Raw genomic sequence first — 16,389 nt, forward strand, 5'->3', positions numbered from 1 at the left:
AACGCAGGTCACGGCGCGGCGTCCCCGGCGGCGGCCAAAGGGCGCTCGACCTGCGGAGTGGTAGCAAAGGTCCCTTGCTCCCGCGGGCGCAGCCGGGTCAGCGCGACCCCACCCAGCACGACGACCATCCCGGCGATCACCCGCAGGTTCAGCGGCTCGGCCAGGAACACCGCTCCCAGCAGCACCGAAACCACCGGCAGCAGGTAGCCGACGATCGACGCCGCGACGGCGCCCTCGCTCGCGAGGAGCTGATAGTTCAGCGCGAACGCGATCCCGGTCGACCCGATCCCCAGGATCACGACCGCGACGACCGCGCCGGTGCTCAGGTGCACCGGTTCGAAACCGCCCATCGGCATCGCGAGCAGCAGGAACCCGGTCGCCAGCAGCATCTGGCCGCCGGCCAGTGACATCGGCGAGTCGCCGGTGCCGGTGAGGTACTTGCCCTCGTAGACGAAGGCGAAACCGTAGCTCGCGGCCGCCGCGAGGCACGCCAGCGCGCCCCAGCTCAGCAGGCCGGAGGCCTCCCACGGCGCGAAGATCAGCAGGATCCCGACGAGCCCGACGACGAGCCCGGTGACCCGCACCGCGGTCATCTTCGTCCGCGAGCCCATCATCGGAGCGGCCAGCAGCACCCACAACGGCGTGGTCGAGTTCAGCACCCCGGTGATCCCGGAGTCGACGGTCAGCTCACCCCACGCGAACAGCAGGAACGGCAGCGCGTTGTGGAAGAACGCCGCGACGGCCAGATGTCCCCAGATCCGCCGCCCCGACGGCAACCGGTCCCGGCCGAGGTAGCAGAGCCCGATCAGCACCGCCGCGCCGAGCGCCACCCGCGCCAGCACCAGCTGCACCGGCGTGAACGCGTCGAGCCCCAGTTTGATCCAGAAGAAACTCGATCCCCACATGAGCGCCAGCGCGCCGATCCGCAGCAGGGTCTTCGTCTCGCCCACCAGTCCTCCTTAAGTGCCCGGCCCAGCTTCGCCGCGCCGACGCGTAAGGACAAGCGAAAATAACTGCAGGAAGCCTTAAGAAGAACTGTAAGATCGGGGCATGCTGGACGTCCGCCGCATGCAGGTCCTCCGAGCCGTGATCAGCAGTGGTTCGATCACCGCCGCCGCCCGGAATCTCGGCTACACACCTTCCGCGATCAGCCAGCAATTGTCCACCCTGGAAAGGGAAGCGGGCGTCGAACTGCTCGAGCGCGTCGGCCGCGGCGTGCGGCCGACGCCCGCCGGTTCGCTGCTGTCCGAACACGCAGAAACGCTGAGCACCCAGCTCGCGAAGGCCGAAGCCGCGCTCACCGAACTCAAGGAAGGCCGCACGGGCAGGCTCGCGATCCGCTACTTCGCCACGGCCGGCGCCTCGTTGGTGCCCTTGGCCGTCGCCGCCCTGCGCCGGGAGTTCCCCGGTGTCCGCCTCGACCTGAAACTGGTCGAGCCCGACGATTCGATGCCCGAGATCGAGTCGGGCAAGGCCGACGTCGCGATGATCGTGCTTCCCAGCAGTACTCCCCGGATCAAGGGGGTCGAGTACGTCCACCTCCTCGACGACCCGTACCGCGCGATCCTGCCGAAGAACCACCGGCTCGCCCGCAAACGCGTCCTCGATCTCGGCGAACTCGCGGAAGATCCGTGGGTCGGCGTGGACGGCCTTCCCGGCGCCTGCCGCGACATCCTGCTCGACGCCTGCGGCGCGGCCGGATTCGCCCCGAACCACGTCGTCGAATCCGAGGATTACCAGACGGCGCAAGGGTTCGTGGCCGCCGGTCTCGGTGTCGCGCTGATCCCGGAGCTCGGTCTCGGCGCCCCGCACCCCGGCGTCGCCATCCGCAAGGTCCGCCGCCCGGATCCGGTGCGGTCCATCCACGCCGCCGTGGCCGCGCACGCCAGGGAACACCCCGCCGTGCGCCGGTTCCTCGGCGCGATCCGCGAAGGGGCCGGACAGGTAAGCGGGACTGGCCGAGTGGGCACGAAAACCGGCTGAGCTTGATCAGCCGCGCCGGCGGTCGACAACCTGGCAGGGAACCCGCCAGCGAAAGGACCCCGGTGCGTCCCCTGATCGTCCTGCACGGCTCTTGGCACCAACCCGCCCATTTCGACGACGTCGCCGGACGCCTGCGCCGGGAAGGCGCCGACGTCACCGTCCCCGACCTCGGCGGGCGTCCGATCGCCGAAACCACCCGGACCGTCCAGGAACTCGTCGACCGGGCGGCCGAACCACCGGTGGTGCTCGCGCACTCCTTCGGCGGGCTCACCGCCGGCGGGCTTCAGGGGATTTCGCACCTCGTCTATCTGGCCGCGATCGTCAGCGAGCCGGGGGAAACCGCTCAGTACTGGATCGAGCGGATCAAGGAGGAAACCGGTCGCGAACCCGCCCAGGTGCCCTTGACCTTCGACGACAAGGGCCTGACCCATCTCGACCTGGCCGCCGTCCGCGAGGCCATGTACGCCGACTGCACGGACGCCGTCGCCGAGCGGGCGACGGCGTTGCTGCGCCCGGAACCCGTCACGATCTTCGACGAGTCGCCGGAGGGTTCGGCGTGGAAGGACACCCCGAGCACGTACATCGCCTGCACCGAAGACCGGACCCTCGCCCCCGAACTCGTGGCTCACTGCGCCGCGCGCTGCGACACGACGGTGACCTGGCGGGCGAGCCACAGCCCGTATCTCAGCCGTCCGGTCGAGCTGGCGACTCTGGTCCTCGAGCGGCTCTAGCCCGGACCCCGCCCCGCCACCACCCTCAACGGACAGGCGGAGCCTGGCTGGTCAGATCAGGAACAGTTCCGCGAACAGCACACCGATGAGGATCGCCGCCACCACGGCACCGGCCGTGATCAGCCACTTCCGGGTGTCGGGCGACTTCGCGGCCACCGGCGCGGCGGGCGCGTACTGCTGGGTCGGCGGCGCGTATTGCGGCTGCGGCGGCTGATACTGCTGCGGCTGGTGCTGCGGGAACTGCTGCATCGGCTGCTGCGGTGCCTGCTGGACGGGCATCGGCATCGAGGCCGGAACCGTCGGCATGGCGGGCGCGGTCGGCGGGATGAACGCCGTTTGCCGCCCCTCCGTGATCGCGTTCAGCGAGCGCACCGTGTCGGCCATCGTCGGCCGCGCGTCCGGCTCCGCCCGCAACATCTTGCGCAGCGCGCCCGCCAGCGGTCCGGCGGTCTGCGGCGGCCGTTCCGAGGATTCGCCGTCTTCACCGAACGGCGGCACCCCCTCGACGGCCGTGTACAGCGTCGCGCCCAGCGAGAACACGTCGGACGCCGAAGTCGCCGGTTCGCCGCGCGCCACCTCGGGCGCCCGGTACGCGGGGCTCGGGCCACCACCGGTGATGCCGATGTCGGTGAGCTTCACGCCGCCGTCGTCGGCCAGCAGGACCGTGCCCGGCTCGACGGTCCGGTGCACCACCCCGGCCTCGTGCATCGCGGCCAGCGCGCGGCCGAGGACGATGCCCAGCCCGGCGGCCTGTTCCGCGGTCAGCCTGCCGTGCTCGGCGAGGAAGGTCGCCATCCCACGGGACGGGATGTACTCCATCACCAGCCACACGTCCGGCCCGTCGGGCAGCACGTCGTACACCTTGATGGCGGTGGCGTGCTCGAACTTGGCCGCGTCCTTGCCTTCTTGGACGACGACGGCCTTGGCCTGCTCCGCCCGGTCCGGCGGCAGGCCGACCGGCAGGTACATGCGCTTCATCGCGACGGTGCGGAGCAGGCGTGTGTCGAACGCCAGCCACACGATGCCCGCCCGGCCGCGCCCGATGGGCTGGTCCAGGCGGTACCGGCCGCCGACGATGGAACCTTCAGAACTCAATTGCAGCCTCGGATCAAGTGCCGGCCGGAGTCGAAGTCGGTGTCTCCGTGTTCGACTGAGTTGTCGGTGTGGTCGGAGTCGTTGTCTTCGTCGGCGTCGTTTTGGTCGGAGTCTTCGTCGGCGTCGGCGGATCCGGTTCCTGAGTCTGGCTCGCCTTGCTCGAGGTCTTCTTCGACGAAGTCGGAGTGTCCTTGGGCGGCTCGGCCGACTGCGTCTCGGTCGGCGTTTCCGTCGTCTCCGGAGCCGAAGACGTCGCCGAAGGAGTCGGCTTCGTCGACGAGTTGCCCACCTGCGCGGGCGTCTCCGGGTTGTTCGGGCTCAACAGCCAGAAACCCAGCGCGGCCAGCGCCACGACCACGACACCGCCGATGAGCGCGGGCTTCTTCCACGCGCCCGGCTTCTCGTCGTCGTCCTCGTCAACCGGGCTGGTCTGCGCGCGGGTGGGCGGCGGCGGGGGCGGGTCGTCGTAATCGTCGTCGTAGGGGTCGTCGTCGTAGTCGCCCGCGGGGATCGGGACGGCGCGCGTGGGCGCGGGGCCGCCGCCGGGGTGGCCCCGTTCGGCCAGCAACGCCGTCTCGTCGTAGTTGTCGTACCCGTCGTAGTCGTCTTCCGGGTAGCCCGACGCGGGCGGCTGCTGGTAGTCGTCCTCGTCGTCGTAGTACGACCCGGCCGCGTCCTGCTGCTCGTCGAGGAGCGAGCCCGAGTGTCCGGCGGCTTCGCTGTCGAGCGCCTGGGTCACGCCGCCACCGGCGAGCGCGCCCGCGATCGGGGCGGCGAGCACGGTGTCGTCCGCGGGGCCGCCCAGCGGCGTTTCACCGCGGGCGACGGCGGCGAGGAGCTCTTCGCACTCTTCGGCGGTGGGGCGGTGCCGCACCTCCGGGTGCAGCAGCACGGCCAGCACGCTGGCGAGCGGGCCGGACTGGCGCGGCGGGATGATCTGCCCGGCCGCGACCGCGTGCAGCAGGCTCAGCGTGTTCTCGCTGAGGCCGAACGGCGGCTGGCCTTCGCAGGCGGCGTAGAGCGTCGAGCCGAGCGAGAAGACGTCGGACTCCGGGCCCGGGTCGCCGCCGATGGCCACCTCGGGCGCCAGGTAGGCGGGGGTCCCGGCGATCATCCCGGTCTTCGTGACCGTGACGTCGTCCTTGGCCCGCGAGATGCCGAAGTCGGTGATCTTCACGGTGCCGTTGGGCGCCAGCAGGATGTTGCCCGGCTTGATGTCCCGGTGCACGATGCCGACCGCGTGCGCCTCGGTCAGCGCGGCCGCGACCTGGGCGCCGATCCGCGCGACCTCCGTCGGCGGCAGCGTCCGCTCCTCCTGCAGCACCTGGGCGAGGCTGGTGGAGTTCAGGTACTCCATGATCAGGCACGGCTGGCCGTTGTCGTCGGTGACGACGTCGAACACCGAGATGGCGTTCGGGTGGTGCAGCCTGGCGGCGATCCGCCCCTCGCGCATCGTGCGCTGCCGGGCGTCTTCGGCGTCGTGAGCCTCAAGCCCGGGTTGCAGAAGCAACTGCTTGATCGCCACCGTGCGGCCGAGTACCTCGTCGTGCGCTTGCCACACGGCCCCCATCGCGCCCGTGCCGATCCGCCCGGCGATGCGATATCGACCGGCGACCAGGCGACCCTCGTCGCTCACGCGACCTCCCTTTGGGCTCCGTCTTCACGACGCGGAATCGTCCGCGTGCGCGGTGCGGCCTTCAGCACGCCACAGCGTTGGAGCGTATGCACATGTAGTGGTCTGTGTGCCGGCTTTTCCGAGACCGACTCGTGACAAGGCTAGGCGCTCACTCTGCGCACACACACGCGGCACACTCTGATCGCCCTGGGTGGAGGGCTGTTACACGCGCGGTGTCCGTCACATGTGCTGAGCGGACAGCAGCCGCGCGTCGGTGATCAGGCCGGAGGTCTCGTCGGCGAATTCGAGCACCTGCGTGACCCGCAGCAGGCCGCCGTCCGGGTTGCGCATGGTCACGACGGCGAGGATGGTGCCGTCGGCCTGTTCGTGGAGGTCCTGGATCTGGATGGCGTCCATCGCGCTCCACGCCTCGATCAGCTTGCCCGCCTCCGACTCGGCCAGCACCGGCGTGATCAGCGACATCGCGCCGTAGGGATCGGCGTCGACGGTCTGGTAGAACTTCCGGACCGCGTCGATCTTGTCCTCGGCCGTGCTGACCGCGGCGGGCTTGACGGCGGGCTGCGAGCTGGTGCTGCTGGACGACGAGCCCTGCGGCGGGAGCGAGCCCGAGCCGGTGCCCGAAGACGGCTGAGGTGTCGTGCTGGTGCCCGACGGCGTCGGGGTCTCCTGCTTCCGCTGCGGCTCGGTGGAGTCCGGGACGGCGAGCCCGCCGAGCGCGGCGGCCCCGCTCATGGCTTCGGGTGCGGCGGCACCCGGCACGGTGCCCTGCGGCTGCGCGCCGGCGAGCACGCCCGCGGTGACGACGGCGCCCGCGACCAGGAGCCCGGCGGCGACCAGGCCGGCCAGCTTGGCCCGCCGGACGGTGCGGCTCTCCGGCTCGTCCACCTCGGGTTCGGGTCGCGCCGGCCGCTCTTCGCGGGTGCGCGCGGGTACGAACTTCTGCGGCTCGCGGAAGACCTGCTCCAGGTACTCGCGGTCGACGCGGGTGTCGTTCAGGATCTCTTCCGGGATGACGTCCTCGACACGTACGGCGTCCTCACGCCGTATGCGCTGTCGATCAAGCACGAAATTCCTCGCTCTGGTCCGGGGCAGGCGCTGGGCCGTTCGGCCGACGCCTCTGGTCCGCGCGGCCGTCTTCTGAACGGTGCGGACCCTGCAGTCGCCAGGTAACCCTGTGCGGACGGCCCACGGCCAGACTCCATCGCCGGAATGCCGTCGCGATACGACGAACGGCAGCTTAGGTCACCCACCCGGACCAGGGACGACCGCTCAACGCACCGCACGTGCAGAGGAACAGGACACTTGCACGTGCGTGGTCGCCTACATGCCGTCGTCGACGATCTTGGCCTCGTCGCCGAAGGTGAACGTGCGCTGCTCCATGGTCTTCGTGCCGTCCTTGTGCGTGACCTCGACGGTGTTGACCGTGACGCCGCGGCGCTGGTCGATGCTGACCTTCTTCACCTCGAAGTAGGCGACGTCGGCGTAGCGCTCACGGAGGCCCTCCGCGCCTTCTTCGCGAAGGCCGCCGGAGGTCACCGAGGCCGCTTCCTGGGGGTTCGTGGTGACCGAGTTGAGGAAGATCTCGGTGTTGTCACCCATCGCCTCCGCGTCCTGCTGCTCCGAGTACCAGGGGGCCGGTGTGGTGGTGCGGTTGGCCGGGACGACCGGCGGCTTCTGTGGCCGGTCGCTCGACGGCGGCGCGGGCCGCCCCGACGTCACCGGTCCGCTCGAATCGGGCCGCGACGAGCCGGTCCCGGCGGTCTCGCTGTCCGAGGGGGTGCCGGAGTTGGCGGAGCTGCGGTCGTCCCTGGTGGCGGACTCGGTCTGGGATTCGGACGGGTTGCCCGCCGCGCCGCCCTGCGGCGGTGTGGCCGGATGTCCGGCGACACCGTCCTGGGTCAGCGGGCTGCCACCGCGGTAACCGGGCCAGCCGCCCTGGCTCTGCTGCTCCGGGAGGGGTTTGCCGACCAGGTACGAACCGGCGAAGAGCAGTCCGACCACGACGAGCGCGGAAGCCGCCGCCGCGAACCAGGCGGCCTTGCGCCAGGTCTTGGGCGGGGTCACCGACGCGGGCACCGAACCGAGGTCGAAGGTGCTCAGGCCGTCGACCGGCGGGGCGAGGTAGACGCGGACGTCGTCGGTGTCGTCGACCTCCACTGGCTCAGGACGGCGGGGCGCGGGGGCGGTCAGCGTCACCTTCGTACGCTGCGCGACCTTCGCGGTCCGTTCCCCAGTGGGGGGCGAAACCGGTTCGGTGAAGGAGACCTCGACGCGCGCGGGGACCTCGCGTGCGGGTTGTGGGAGCGGCAGACGGCCGCTCGATGGGGCGTAGCCGGGGCTCGGCGCCCTCCTGTCCCGCGGTGGCGGCAGGGGAAGGGAACCGGTGGAGGGCGGGGCGAACTCGCGGTGCGCGTGATGGCCGTGCCCGCCTGGGCGCTGCCGCCTCGGCGGCACGGCCGGAGTCCAGCCTTCGGTACCGCCCGCCCGGTGACGGCCCGCATGCGTGGCGCCGTCCCGTCCCTGGTGTTCCGCCCAGCCGTTCATGTCCGAGCGACCCCCTCACAGGCCGGCCCTGACGGCGATGTGACACCGGTTAAGCCGAACGGAGCAGCGGGTTCACGGGATCCCTCGCTTGCAGACTCCCAAGCACTCTCGTGAGCAAATGCACGCGCATACGACTGGGGGCGCGCGGGGCCATCGCCCCCGCGCGCCATGCGGGCATCGCCCGACCCAGACGCAAGGGTCCACACGAGGTCCACACTAAAAGTTCGACACCCGCAAGTCTTCACCCACTCTGCAAGTTGCAGATGTTTCACTCGGTCGGGCGCGGCCGAACGGGCCTCGGTGACGTTACGGAGTGCTATCGGCGCTGGTGAAGCCGTTCAGTTGCCGCTGCGGTACTTCTGCTGGGTCGATTGCAGGGCTTTCGTGGCGGTGATTCCGCTACCCGCTGCAAGCAGAATGGCGATGATGTCGAGCGTCGTTCCCCCACTCGTGAGCAGCCAGGCGAAAAGCGAGGCGGCGGTGGTACCCGCTGCGATCGGCCAGCGCGTCTTGACGTACTGGGCGATGGGGGTGCCGCCCGCGCGCTTACCCGCCGCGTTGTTCAGCATGGCGAGATAACCGAGATGGCCCAATGCCGCGAGGACACCGGCGATCGCGATGATCACGGCGATGAGGTTAATCATGTGTCCAGTTTGCCCTGTCCCGCGCCGTCGTGGCTCGGGGATCACCCTGAGTTCCGCCTCACGGCACAGGATCGTGACGTCGCCGGATCGCGTTTAGCGGGCTAAACGCGATCCCGGCGCGCCGTGGGGGAGCAAGGGACCTTTGCTACCACCTACCGCCCCAGCCTGCCCCGCCCGAGGTTGAGCAGCGCCATCGCCAGCTGCCGTCCCTCCGGCCCGAGCTCGCGGTAGCGCGCCAGCACGTCCATCTCGCGGTTGTAGACGATCCTGGTGCCGCCCGCGGCCATCCTGGCCGCACCGATCGTCTTGGAGACTTCGACGCGGCGTTTGACCAGCCGCAGGATCTCGCCGTCGAGGAAGTCGATCTCCTTGCGGAGCTCGCCGATCTCTTCGGCGGTGGCGGTGGGTTCTTCGGCGTCGGGCTTCTGTGTGGTGTTCATCGGGACCTTTCTTCGGTCCGGATTCCCATGCTGGCCCCCGGAACAGCGTAAAGCCCCGGGGTCCGTGGACTCCGGGGCTTCGGGTGATGGCATTTCGGCACTATGCGATCACGGGAGCCGGAGTCCGGGTCCCGTAAAAAAATCGCGTCGCGTGGTGCCGCATGCCGCTCATTATGCCACAGCGACCCCGTCCTCCGGCTTGAAGCGGCGGCGTGCTCCGCGGACGCGGGCGTGCACGAGGACGCTCATCGCCAGCCAGAACATCGGCATCGCGGGCCAGAAGAACGGCGCCCCCGAAGCCGTCCAGCGGACGATCAGCAGCACCGAAAGCACCACGGCGATCGCGAGGTGGATCCGCACCGCCGGATGCCCGAAGGCGACCGGGCGCCGCTTCGGCACGGGTTCCGGCAGATCCGACGTGAGCGCGACGAGGTCGTCCGTGTATTTGGCGGAATACACAGCGCTCAGCCGGTCTTCCACTTCTTCGAGAGTGAGACGGCCTTCACCGCCGGCGGCCTGGATGCGGGTGGCGACCCGCTCGCGGTCGACGTCGGCGGCCCTGAGCCGGGAGGGGATTCCGTTGGTGTCCATGACGACCGATCCTCCGCCGCGAACACCGCTCGCGCGTCGGACGGCAGGCGGCAACATCGCCTACGCCCGGCGCTGTAGCGTGGACCGGCGATGAACACCCTCTTCGATCTCCCAGCGGACGGTCCGGCCAAGTCCCGGCACTCGGACCTGCTCGACGACCTGAACCCGGCGCAGCGCGAGGCCGTGACCCATGCGGGCTCGCCGCTGCTCGTCGTCGCGGGCGCGGGTTCCGGCAAGACCCGGGTGCTGACCCGGCGGATCGCGTACCTGCTGGCCGAACGGGACGTGCACCCCGGCCAGATCATGGCGATCACGTTCACCAACAAGGCGGCCGCGGAGATGCGGGAGCGCGTGAGCGACCTCGTCGGCCGCCGCGCGAACGCCATGTGGGTGTCGACGTTCCACTCCATGTGCGTGCGGATCCTGCGCCGTGAGGCCAAAACGCTGGAGATGTCGTCGAGTTTCTCCATCTACGACTCGGACGACACGAAGCGGCTCATCACCCTCGTCGCCCGGGATCTCGACATCGACCCGAAGAAGTACGCGGCGCGCACGCTGGCCGTGCACATCTCGAACCTCAAGAACGAGCTGATCGATCCGGAGACGGCGGTCGCCGACGCGGGCAACGACCTGGAACGCCGCGTCGCCGAGGTCTACGTCGAGTACCAGCGGCGGCTGAACCAGGCCAACGCGTTCGACTTCGACGACCTCATCATGCGGACGGTCGAACTCCTGCAGCGGTACCCGGACGTCGCCGAGTACTACCGGCGGCGGTTCCGGCACGTGCTCGTCGACGAGTACCAGGACACGAACCACGCGCAGTACACGCTGGTCCGCGAGCTGGTCGGCACCGAGGCGAACGAGGCCGGGATCGAGCCCGCCGAGCTCTGCGTCGTCGGCGACGCGGACCAGTCGATCTACGCCTTCCGCGGCGCGACGATCCGCAACATCGAGGAATTCGAGCGCGACTTCCCGAACGCGCGGACCGTGCTGCTGGAACAGAACTACCGCTCGACCCAGACGATCCTGAACGCGGCGAACGCGGTCATCGCGCGCAACCCCAACAGGCGCGCGAAGCGGCTGTGGACCGATTCCGGTGACGGCGAGAAGATCGTCGGCTACGTCGCGGACAACGAGCACGACGAAGCGGCGTTCGTCGCGGGCGAGATCGACGCGCTGGCGGACAAGGGCGAAGCGGACTACTCCGATGTCGCGGTCTTCTATCGCACCAACAATCAGTCCCGTGTCTTCGAAGAGATCTTCATCCGCCTCGGCCTGCCGTACAAGGTCGTCGGCGGGGTGCGGTTCTACGAGCGGCGCGAGGTCCGCGACATGCTCGCGTACCTGAGGGTGCTGGCGAACCCGGAGGACACGGTCAGCCTGCGCCGCATCCTCAACGTCCCCAAACGGGGCATCGGGGACCGCGCCGAAGCGGTCATCGCGACGTACGCCGAGCGCGAGCGCATCTCCTTCGCGCAAGCGTTGCGCGGCGCGGTCAACGGCGAAGTGCCGCTGCTGAACCCGCGCTCCGCCAAGGCGATCACCGGTTTCGTCGAGTTGATGGACGAGCTCGGCGAGGTCGTCGAGAGCGGCGCGGAAGTCGCCGACATCCTCGAAGCGGTGCTGGAACGCACGGGCTACCGCACGGAACTCGAGGAATCCGAAGACCCGCAGGACGCGTCGCGGGTGGAGAACCTGACGGAACTCGTCACCGTCGCGCGGGAGTTCACCGAATTCACCACCGAGGTCGCCGGTCCGGAGGGTGAACTGCCGGAGGCCGAGCCGGGAGTGCCGGAGCCGGGGTCGCTGCCCGCGTTCCTGGAGCGGGTCTCCCTGGTGGCGGACGCGGATTCGGTCCCGTCGCCCGACGGTGGCGATGACGGAGAGGGGCACGACGCGGGCGTGGTCACGCTGATGACCGTGCACACCGCGAAGGGCCTCGAATACCCGGTCGTCTTCGGAACGGGCTGGGAGGACGGGATCTTCCCGCATATGCGCGCGCTCGGTGACCCGACCGAGCTGGCCGAAGAGCGCCGCCTCGCCTACGTCGCGATCACGCGGGCGAGGAAGAGGCTGTACGTCTCCCGTTCGATGGTGCGCTCCGCCTGGGGCCAGCCGCAGATGAACCCGGCCTCGCGGTTCCTCGACGAGCTTCCCGCCGACCTGGTCGATTGGCGCAGGCTCGCGCCTTCCTCGTCCTCCGGTGGTTTCGGTTCGTCCGGCGGGTCGCCGCGGGCCGCGACGACCTGGGGGAGCCGCGGCGGTGGCTCGCCGGCGTCGAGGACGGCGAGCACGAGCCCGTTCGGCAAGGGCTGGAAGGACACCGTCGCGCTCAAACTGGACGTCGGTGACAGGGTCAGCCACGACAAGTACGGGCTCGGAACCGTCGTCGCTTGTGACGGCACGGGCCCGCGGGCCACGGCGACGATCGACTTCGGTGCCGCCGGCAAGGTCCGGCTGATGCTCATCGGCAGCGTCCCGATGGTCAAACTCTAGCCCTGACCTGCGGTTTCTTCACCGCTCGCGAAAACTGTCGGACCCTTCCCGTATACCTGTGCCATCGAACACGAGTTCGATGCGCTGGGGTAGGCTGGACGAGCCGGTGTGCCCCGATCAGGAGGAGGGGGCGCAGTGGTGTGGACGGGGTCTTGTTTGGGGTTCTCTCGAGTGGGGTACTCGAGTATCTGCGGGGTGTTGAAGAAGGGGCGGGGACGGATCGGGGTCCGGAACCGCCGGAAGTGCTCAGGCTGGTCGCGGCCTGGCGCGCGTTACTGCGGACGCACGAACCGGACGGGGCCGGACGGTGCGTCGTATGCGGGCACGCGCGGCGATGGCTGTTCGGGCCGCGGCCAGCCGGGTGCCGAACTCTTCCTTGGGGACTTTTCGCCCGACGGCGGCCAGCGGGTCTCTGCACGGTCTGGCAGATCGCCGTGGGGTACTTCGTCCGGAAGCTGCCCGACGGCGTCGCGTGAGGTCGCTGAGGGTCTGAAAGACCACACATGCTCCGGGCCTGATGGCCTACGACGCTTCCCGTTGTCCTCGAAGCTGTTGTCTTCGCAGGGGAAAGCGGAGGTCTTGAAGGCGCGCCAGAGCGTCGTCGCCCGGCGCGCCCTCTACGCGAGCGGCCTCACCGGTGTGGTGAAAAGGTGCGGCGTCGAAAGGAAAGCGGAGGCTCGATCAGCCGACGCTCACGCCACGGGCGGCGAGCCACGGGCGCGGGTCGATCTTCTTCGTGCCGTTCTGCCAGACCTCGAAGTGCAGGTGCGGGCCCGTGCTCTGGCCACGGTTGCCGACCTCGGCGATCTCCTCGCCGCACTTGACCTTCTGGCCTTCGCGGACGGAGAACGAGTTCATGTGGCCGTAGACGTGGATGGTGCCGTCGGCGAGCTGGACCTTGACCCAGAGGCCGAAACCGCTGGCCGGGCCGGCCTCGATGACCGTGCCGTCGGAGGCCGCGACGATCGGCGTGCCGATCGGGGCCGCGATGTCGATGCCGAGGTGGCTCGTGCCCCACCGGGCGCCGAAGCCCGAGGTGAAGGTGCCCTTGGCAGGCATGCAGGTCTTGGGGCGCTTGGCCTCTTCTTCGGCCTTTCGGGCCGCTTCGGCCTCACGCTTGACCCGGGCCTGGGTGATGCTGTTGTTCTCCGAGAGCTTCTGGGCTTCGGCGGAGGCATTCGTCGACTGGCTCGTCGGCAGCAGCTCGGGTGCGCCACCACCGGCTCCGCCACCGAGGGCGAACGAGGCGCTCGCGTCCTGGGTGCTGGCCAGCGGCGTGACGGCGGCGTCGGAGGATTCCGAAACGGACTTCAGGGTCTGCCCGGCAGCGGCGGCCGCGAAGGCGCCGGCAGCGACGGCTGCGACCACGACACGACCGCGAAGGGCCGAGGACGGGGGCGACAGGCGGTGCGAGCCCCGGACGCGGACGACCGCACCATCGAGTGCGTTCTCGAGCGCCGGGGAAGGAGCTTGGCCGCCGGGGGAGCGGTGTGAAGCCAAGACGGGGCCTTCCGTGTTCGGGGAGTCGGATCAAGAGCCCGGGCGGGGGATCCCGGTGAAGAACCTCGGGGGTGGTTCGTTCGGTGCTCTCATTCGTGATCTGACTGTAATGGGGACCCCGGGACAGTAACGAAGCGGCACCCCGATCAGCAAGATCTGGCGGCGCTCTCGGCCGATCGGGTGGCGGCGATCTGGCCGTTGTCCAGTGAGGATTACCCAAAGTTAGAGCAGGTTTACTCGCAACCGTGTGACTTGCGTTACAAGATCAGAGGGCCGTTCGGGGGTACCGGAGGGCCGGAAAGGAGGCAAACGAGGGAAATAAGCGGTTGCCCGACGGTGTTGAAGGAGGTTTACCCGGACTGGACCGTCTCAACCCTTCTTCAAGGGCTGGCCGAGCGCCGATGGAACCAGGGCGCCCCCTGCTGCCGGGTCGCGCCGGCCCCGGCTTGCTAGCGTCGCCGTCGATGACTTCGCGCTCACGGCACCCTGGCGACTCCGCCGGGCAAGCCGTCCCCGGTACCGCGTCCGCCGAACTTCTCCGGAGCGAACCGGGGTCCCGCCCGCGAGCGCTCCTTATGTCGGCGGGGCTGGTGTCGGCCGGTGCGGTCGCGCTGGCGGCCGGTGCTCTCCTGCCCGTCATCCAGGGCGGTTCGCCTGGTTTCACCGCCGCTCCTCTGCTGGTCGTGCTGGCCTTGGCGCCCGCGGCGGCCGTGCTCTTCGCGGTGGTCACCGGACGCTCAGGGCTCGCGGCGGGTCTGGTGCTCGGGCTCACCGCGCTCGCGCCCGGACGGCTACTGCTGGATCTGCAGCTGCTCGCCGACGGCTCCCTCGCCGCGCGCCCGGAACTGTTCCTCGCCGACAGGCTGCTTGCGCTGCCTCCGGCGGGGCCGGGACTGTGGCCGCTGGTGGCGGGTCACCTGCTCACGCTCGCGGCCGGCGCGTTCGCCGCCGGGGCCGCCCGCGACGAGGCGGAACTGGCGGGTGAACTCGACGGGCGGCGCCGCTGGCGGCTGCTCGGGCCGGTGCTCGGAGTGGCGGGCGGGGTCGGCCTGCTCCTCGCGCCGTTCGGTTCGGGCAACGCGTACCTCCTGGCCAAGAACGCCTTCGAGGGTCCGACCGTCGCGATGGCCGGGTACCTGTTGCTCGCGGCCTTGCTGCCGTTGACCGCGCTCGTGGCGGTGAGTTCGCCCTCGGCCGAGGTCGGCAAGGGCGGATTCGCCGGAGCGGGGCTGGCCGCGCTCGCGGTCGGTGTCCCGCCCGTGCTCGCGGGACTGGTCGTGGACCGGCTTTCGGTCGCGCCGGGTTCGGTGGTCGTGGCCGTCGCGGGCCTGGCGCTGGTGGGGCTGGCCTTCACCCGGTTCGACGTCGCGGAAGCGGGCGAAGCCGTCACCGGGGACATGGCGGGCGAGGCCAAGCTGCCGGGGCTGTTCTGGTGGCGGCTGGCCACCGGCGGTCTGGCGCTGCTCGCCGCCGCGGCCGCGGCGGCGGGTGCGCTGGCTCCGGTACTGAAGGCCAACGGTCCGGCGCCGGTACCCGAGACACCGGCGCGCTGGCTGCTGCTCGGCGCCGCGGTCGTGCTCGCCGTCCCCGCGCTGTTCGTCTTCGTGCCGCGGCTCTCGGCGTTCGCCAGGGGAGTCGTCGCGGCCACGTGGGCGGGTGTCGTCCTCGCGGGCGCGGCGGTGCTGAGCGCGGCCCTGTCCGTGACCGAGGACAAGGCGGTGGACCCGGCGCTGTTCGGCGTCGACCTGCCGGTGCCGTTGCCGGACAAGGTCGGCTTCTCGGCGGGCCCCGGGGTCACGTGGACGTTCATCGCGCTCGTGCTGGCGGCCGTGGCCGCGCTCGCCGCGGTGATCACCGGCGTCGTGGAACGCGACGTCTCCGACGACGACAACGCGGAACTGGACACCGGCCTCGACGGAACGCGGGCCGGCGGGAACGTGCTCACCCCGCTCGTCGCGGCGGCGGTACTGGCGATCGCCGCGTTCGGCACGCCGGTGTTCACCGCGCCCGGCTACACCGCTCCCGGGCTGTGGTCGGACTTCGGTGCGGCGTCGTGGGGCCTGCTCGGCGCGCTCGCGGTCGTCCTGGGGCTGTACGCGCTCGTCCCGCGCTCCCGGCCGGTCGCGGCGGCGTCCGCCTTGGCCGGGGCCGCACTGGTACTCGGCCTGCGCGCGGCGGAACTCCCGCTCGTCGGCTCGGAGTACGACGGCTCGTCCGCCGGGATCGGGTTCTGGCTCGCGCTGGCCGGCGCCGTCGTCACCCTCGTCACGGCCGGGATGGCCGTCGCGGGCGCACGGCGGGCCGGATGACGCGCCGTCTTCTCCGGGTCGTGCTGGCCGAGTTCGACGTCGAGGAAGGCGCGGCCGTCGCTCTCGGGCGGCTGCTGCGTGACGACGGCGTCGAGGTGGTCTACGCCGGGCGTCTCGACACGGTCGACCAAATGGCCAGAACAGTCGAACAGGAGGATCCGGACATCCTCGGCGTCCTGTGCGGCGCGAGCGAACCGGCGGGTCTGGCCGACGCCGTCCCCGGCGTTCTCCTCTTCGCGGTCGGTAACGGCCCGAGCGGGTTCGAGAACGCCTTCGAAAGCCTGGAAAACGCGGCGAACTGGGTCTCCGGTGTGCGGTCTCACACCGTGGAAACACCGTCTGACCGCGTACGGTGACCGACTTCACCAGGTGCGGAGTCCCCTGCTTCTACGCAGGTCGCTAACCTCGACTGGTCCGACA

The 16,389-nt window shown here is 70.3% G+C and carries 14 protein-coding genes; 5 read left to right on the plus strand and 9 right to left on the minus strand.

Translation table 11 applies throughout. The features are described from left to right. Positions 1-8: 8 nt before the first annotated feature. Positions 9-950: a DMT family transporter gene (locus H4W30_RS43005; protein ID WP_192747878.1), complete on the minus strand. Its 942-nt coding sequence runs from the start codon at positions 948-950 to the stop codon at positions 9-11. Positions 951-1,050: 100 nt separating this feature from the next. Between H4W30_RS43005 and H4W30_RS43010 the strand changes: the two genes are divergently transcribed. Both H4W30_RS43010 and H4W30_RS43015 read left to right on the plus strand, forming a co-directional pair. Then, positions 1,051-1,983, plus strand: a complete 933-nt coding sequence (locus tag H4W30_RS43010) for a LysR family transcriptional regulator (RefSeq protein WP_126736635.1) — start codon at positions 1,051-1,053, stop codon at positions 1,981-1,983. A 62-nt stretch (positions 1,984-2,045) separates the two neighbouring features. Continuing rightward, positions 2,046-2,714, plus strand: coding sequence for an alpha/beta hydrolase (locus H4W30_RS43015; protein WP_192747879.1), 669 nt, complete (start codon positions 2,046-2,048; stop codon positions 2,712-2,714). Between the two features lie 51 nt (positions 2,715-2,765). On the opposite strand, the gene H4W30_RS43020 is transcribed toward H4W30_RS43015, so the two are convergent. The 7 genes from H4W30_RS43020 to H4W30_RS43050 form a co-directional block, all read right to left on the minus strand. Next, on the minus strand, positions 2,766-3,809 hold the full coding sequence (locus tag H4W30_RS43020; protein WP_192747880.1) for a serine/threonine-protein kinase: 1,044 nt from the start codon (positions 3,807-3,809) through the stop codon (positions 2,766-2,768). Positions 3,810-3,822: 13 nt separating this feature from the next. Beyond that, complete coding sequence (locus H4W30_RS43025; RefSeq protein WP_192747881.1) at positions 3,823-5,445, minus strand: serine/threonine-protein kinase; 1,623 nt, start codon at positions 5,443-5,445, stop codon at positions 3,823-3,825. Between the two features lie 219 nt (positions 5,446-5,664). Then, the gene (locus tag H4W30_RS43030) at positions 5,665-6,510 is read right to left on the minus strand and encodes a hypothetical protein (protein ID WP_192747882.1); all 846 of its coding nucleotides are present in this window, start codon (positions 6,508-6,510) and stop codon (positions 5,665-5,667) included. 255 nt (positions 6,511-6,765) lie between these two features. Continuing rightward, complete coding sequence (locus H4W30_RS43035) at positions 6,766-7,989, minus strand: hypothetical protein (protein WP_225950847.1); 1,224 nt, start codon at positions 7,987-7,989, stop codon at positions 6,766-6,768. A gap of 338 nt (positions 7,990-8,327) precedes the next feature. Continuing rightward, positions 8,328-8,633 (minus strand): hypothetical protein, encoded by a 306-nt coding sequence (locus H4W30_RS43040; protein WP_126736640.1) that lies wholly within the window; start codon positions 8,631-8,633, stop codon positions 8,328-8,330. 152 nt (positions 8,634-8,785) lie between these two features. Continuing rightward, positions 8,786-9,073: a chorismate mutase gene (locus H4W30_RS43045; RefSeq protein ID WP_016331191.1), complete on the minus strand. Its 288-nt coding sequence runs from the start codon at positions 9,071-9,073 to the stop codon at positions 8,786-8,788. Positions 9,074-9,244: 171 nt separating this feature from the next. Next, positions 9,245-9,664 (minus strand): DUF1707 SHOCT-like domain-containing protein, encoded by a 420-nt coding sequence (locus H4W30_RS43050; protein WP_192747883.1) that lies wholly within the window; start codon positions 9,662-9,664, stop codon positions 9,245-9,247. Between the two features lie 90 nt (positions 9,665-9,754). On the opposite strand from H4W30_RS43050, the gene pcrA reads away from it, so the two are divergent. Next, complete coding sequence (gene pcrA / locus H4W30_RS43055; RefSeq protein WP_192747884.1) at positions 9,755-12,160, plus strand: DNA helicase PcrA; 2,406 nt, start codon at positions 9,755-9,757, stop codon at positions 12,158-12,160. 681 nt (positions 12,161-12,841) lie between these two features. Here pcrA and H4W30_RS43060 read toward each other — a convergent pair. Further along, the gene (locus H4W30_RS43060; RefSeq protein ID WP_126736643.1) at positions 12,842-13,528 is read right to left on the minus strand and encodes a M23 family metallopeptidase; all 687 of its coding nucleotides are present in this window, start codon (positions 13,526-13,528) and stop codon (positions 12,842-12,844) included. Between the two features lie 596 nt (positions 13,529-14,124). Here H4W30_RS43060 and H4W30_RS43065 point away from each other — a divergent pair. Further along, positions 14,125-15,969: a hypothetical protein gene (locus tag H4W30_RS43065; protein ID WP_192747885.1), complete on the plus strand. Its 1,845-nt coding sequence runs from the start codon at positions 14,125-14,127 to the stop codon at positions 15,967-15,969. Next, positions 15,966-16,325 carry a hypothetical protein gene (locus tag H4W30_RS43070; protein WP_192747886.1) on the plus strand — a complete coding sequence of 120 codons (360 nt, stop codon included), beginning with the start codon at positions 15,966-15,968 and terminating at the stop codon, positions 16,323-16,325. The genes H4W30_RS43065 and H4W30_RS43070 overlap by 4 nt, the downstream gene beginning before the upstream one ends. Positions 16,326-16,389 lie beyond the last annotated feature (64 nt).

This window comes from Amycolatopsis roodepoortensis (assembly GCF_014873915.1).
Classification (GTDB): Bacteria; Actinomycetota; Actinomycetes; order Mycobacteriales; family Pseudonocardiaceae; genus Amycolatopsis; species Amycolatopsis roodepoortensis.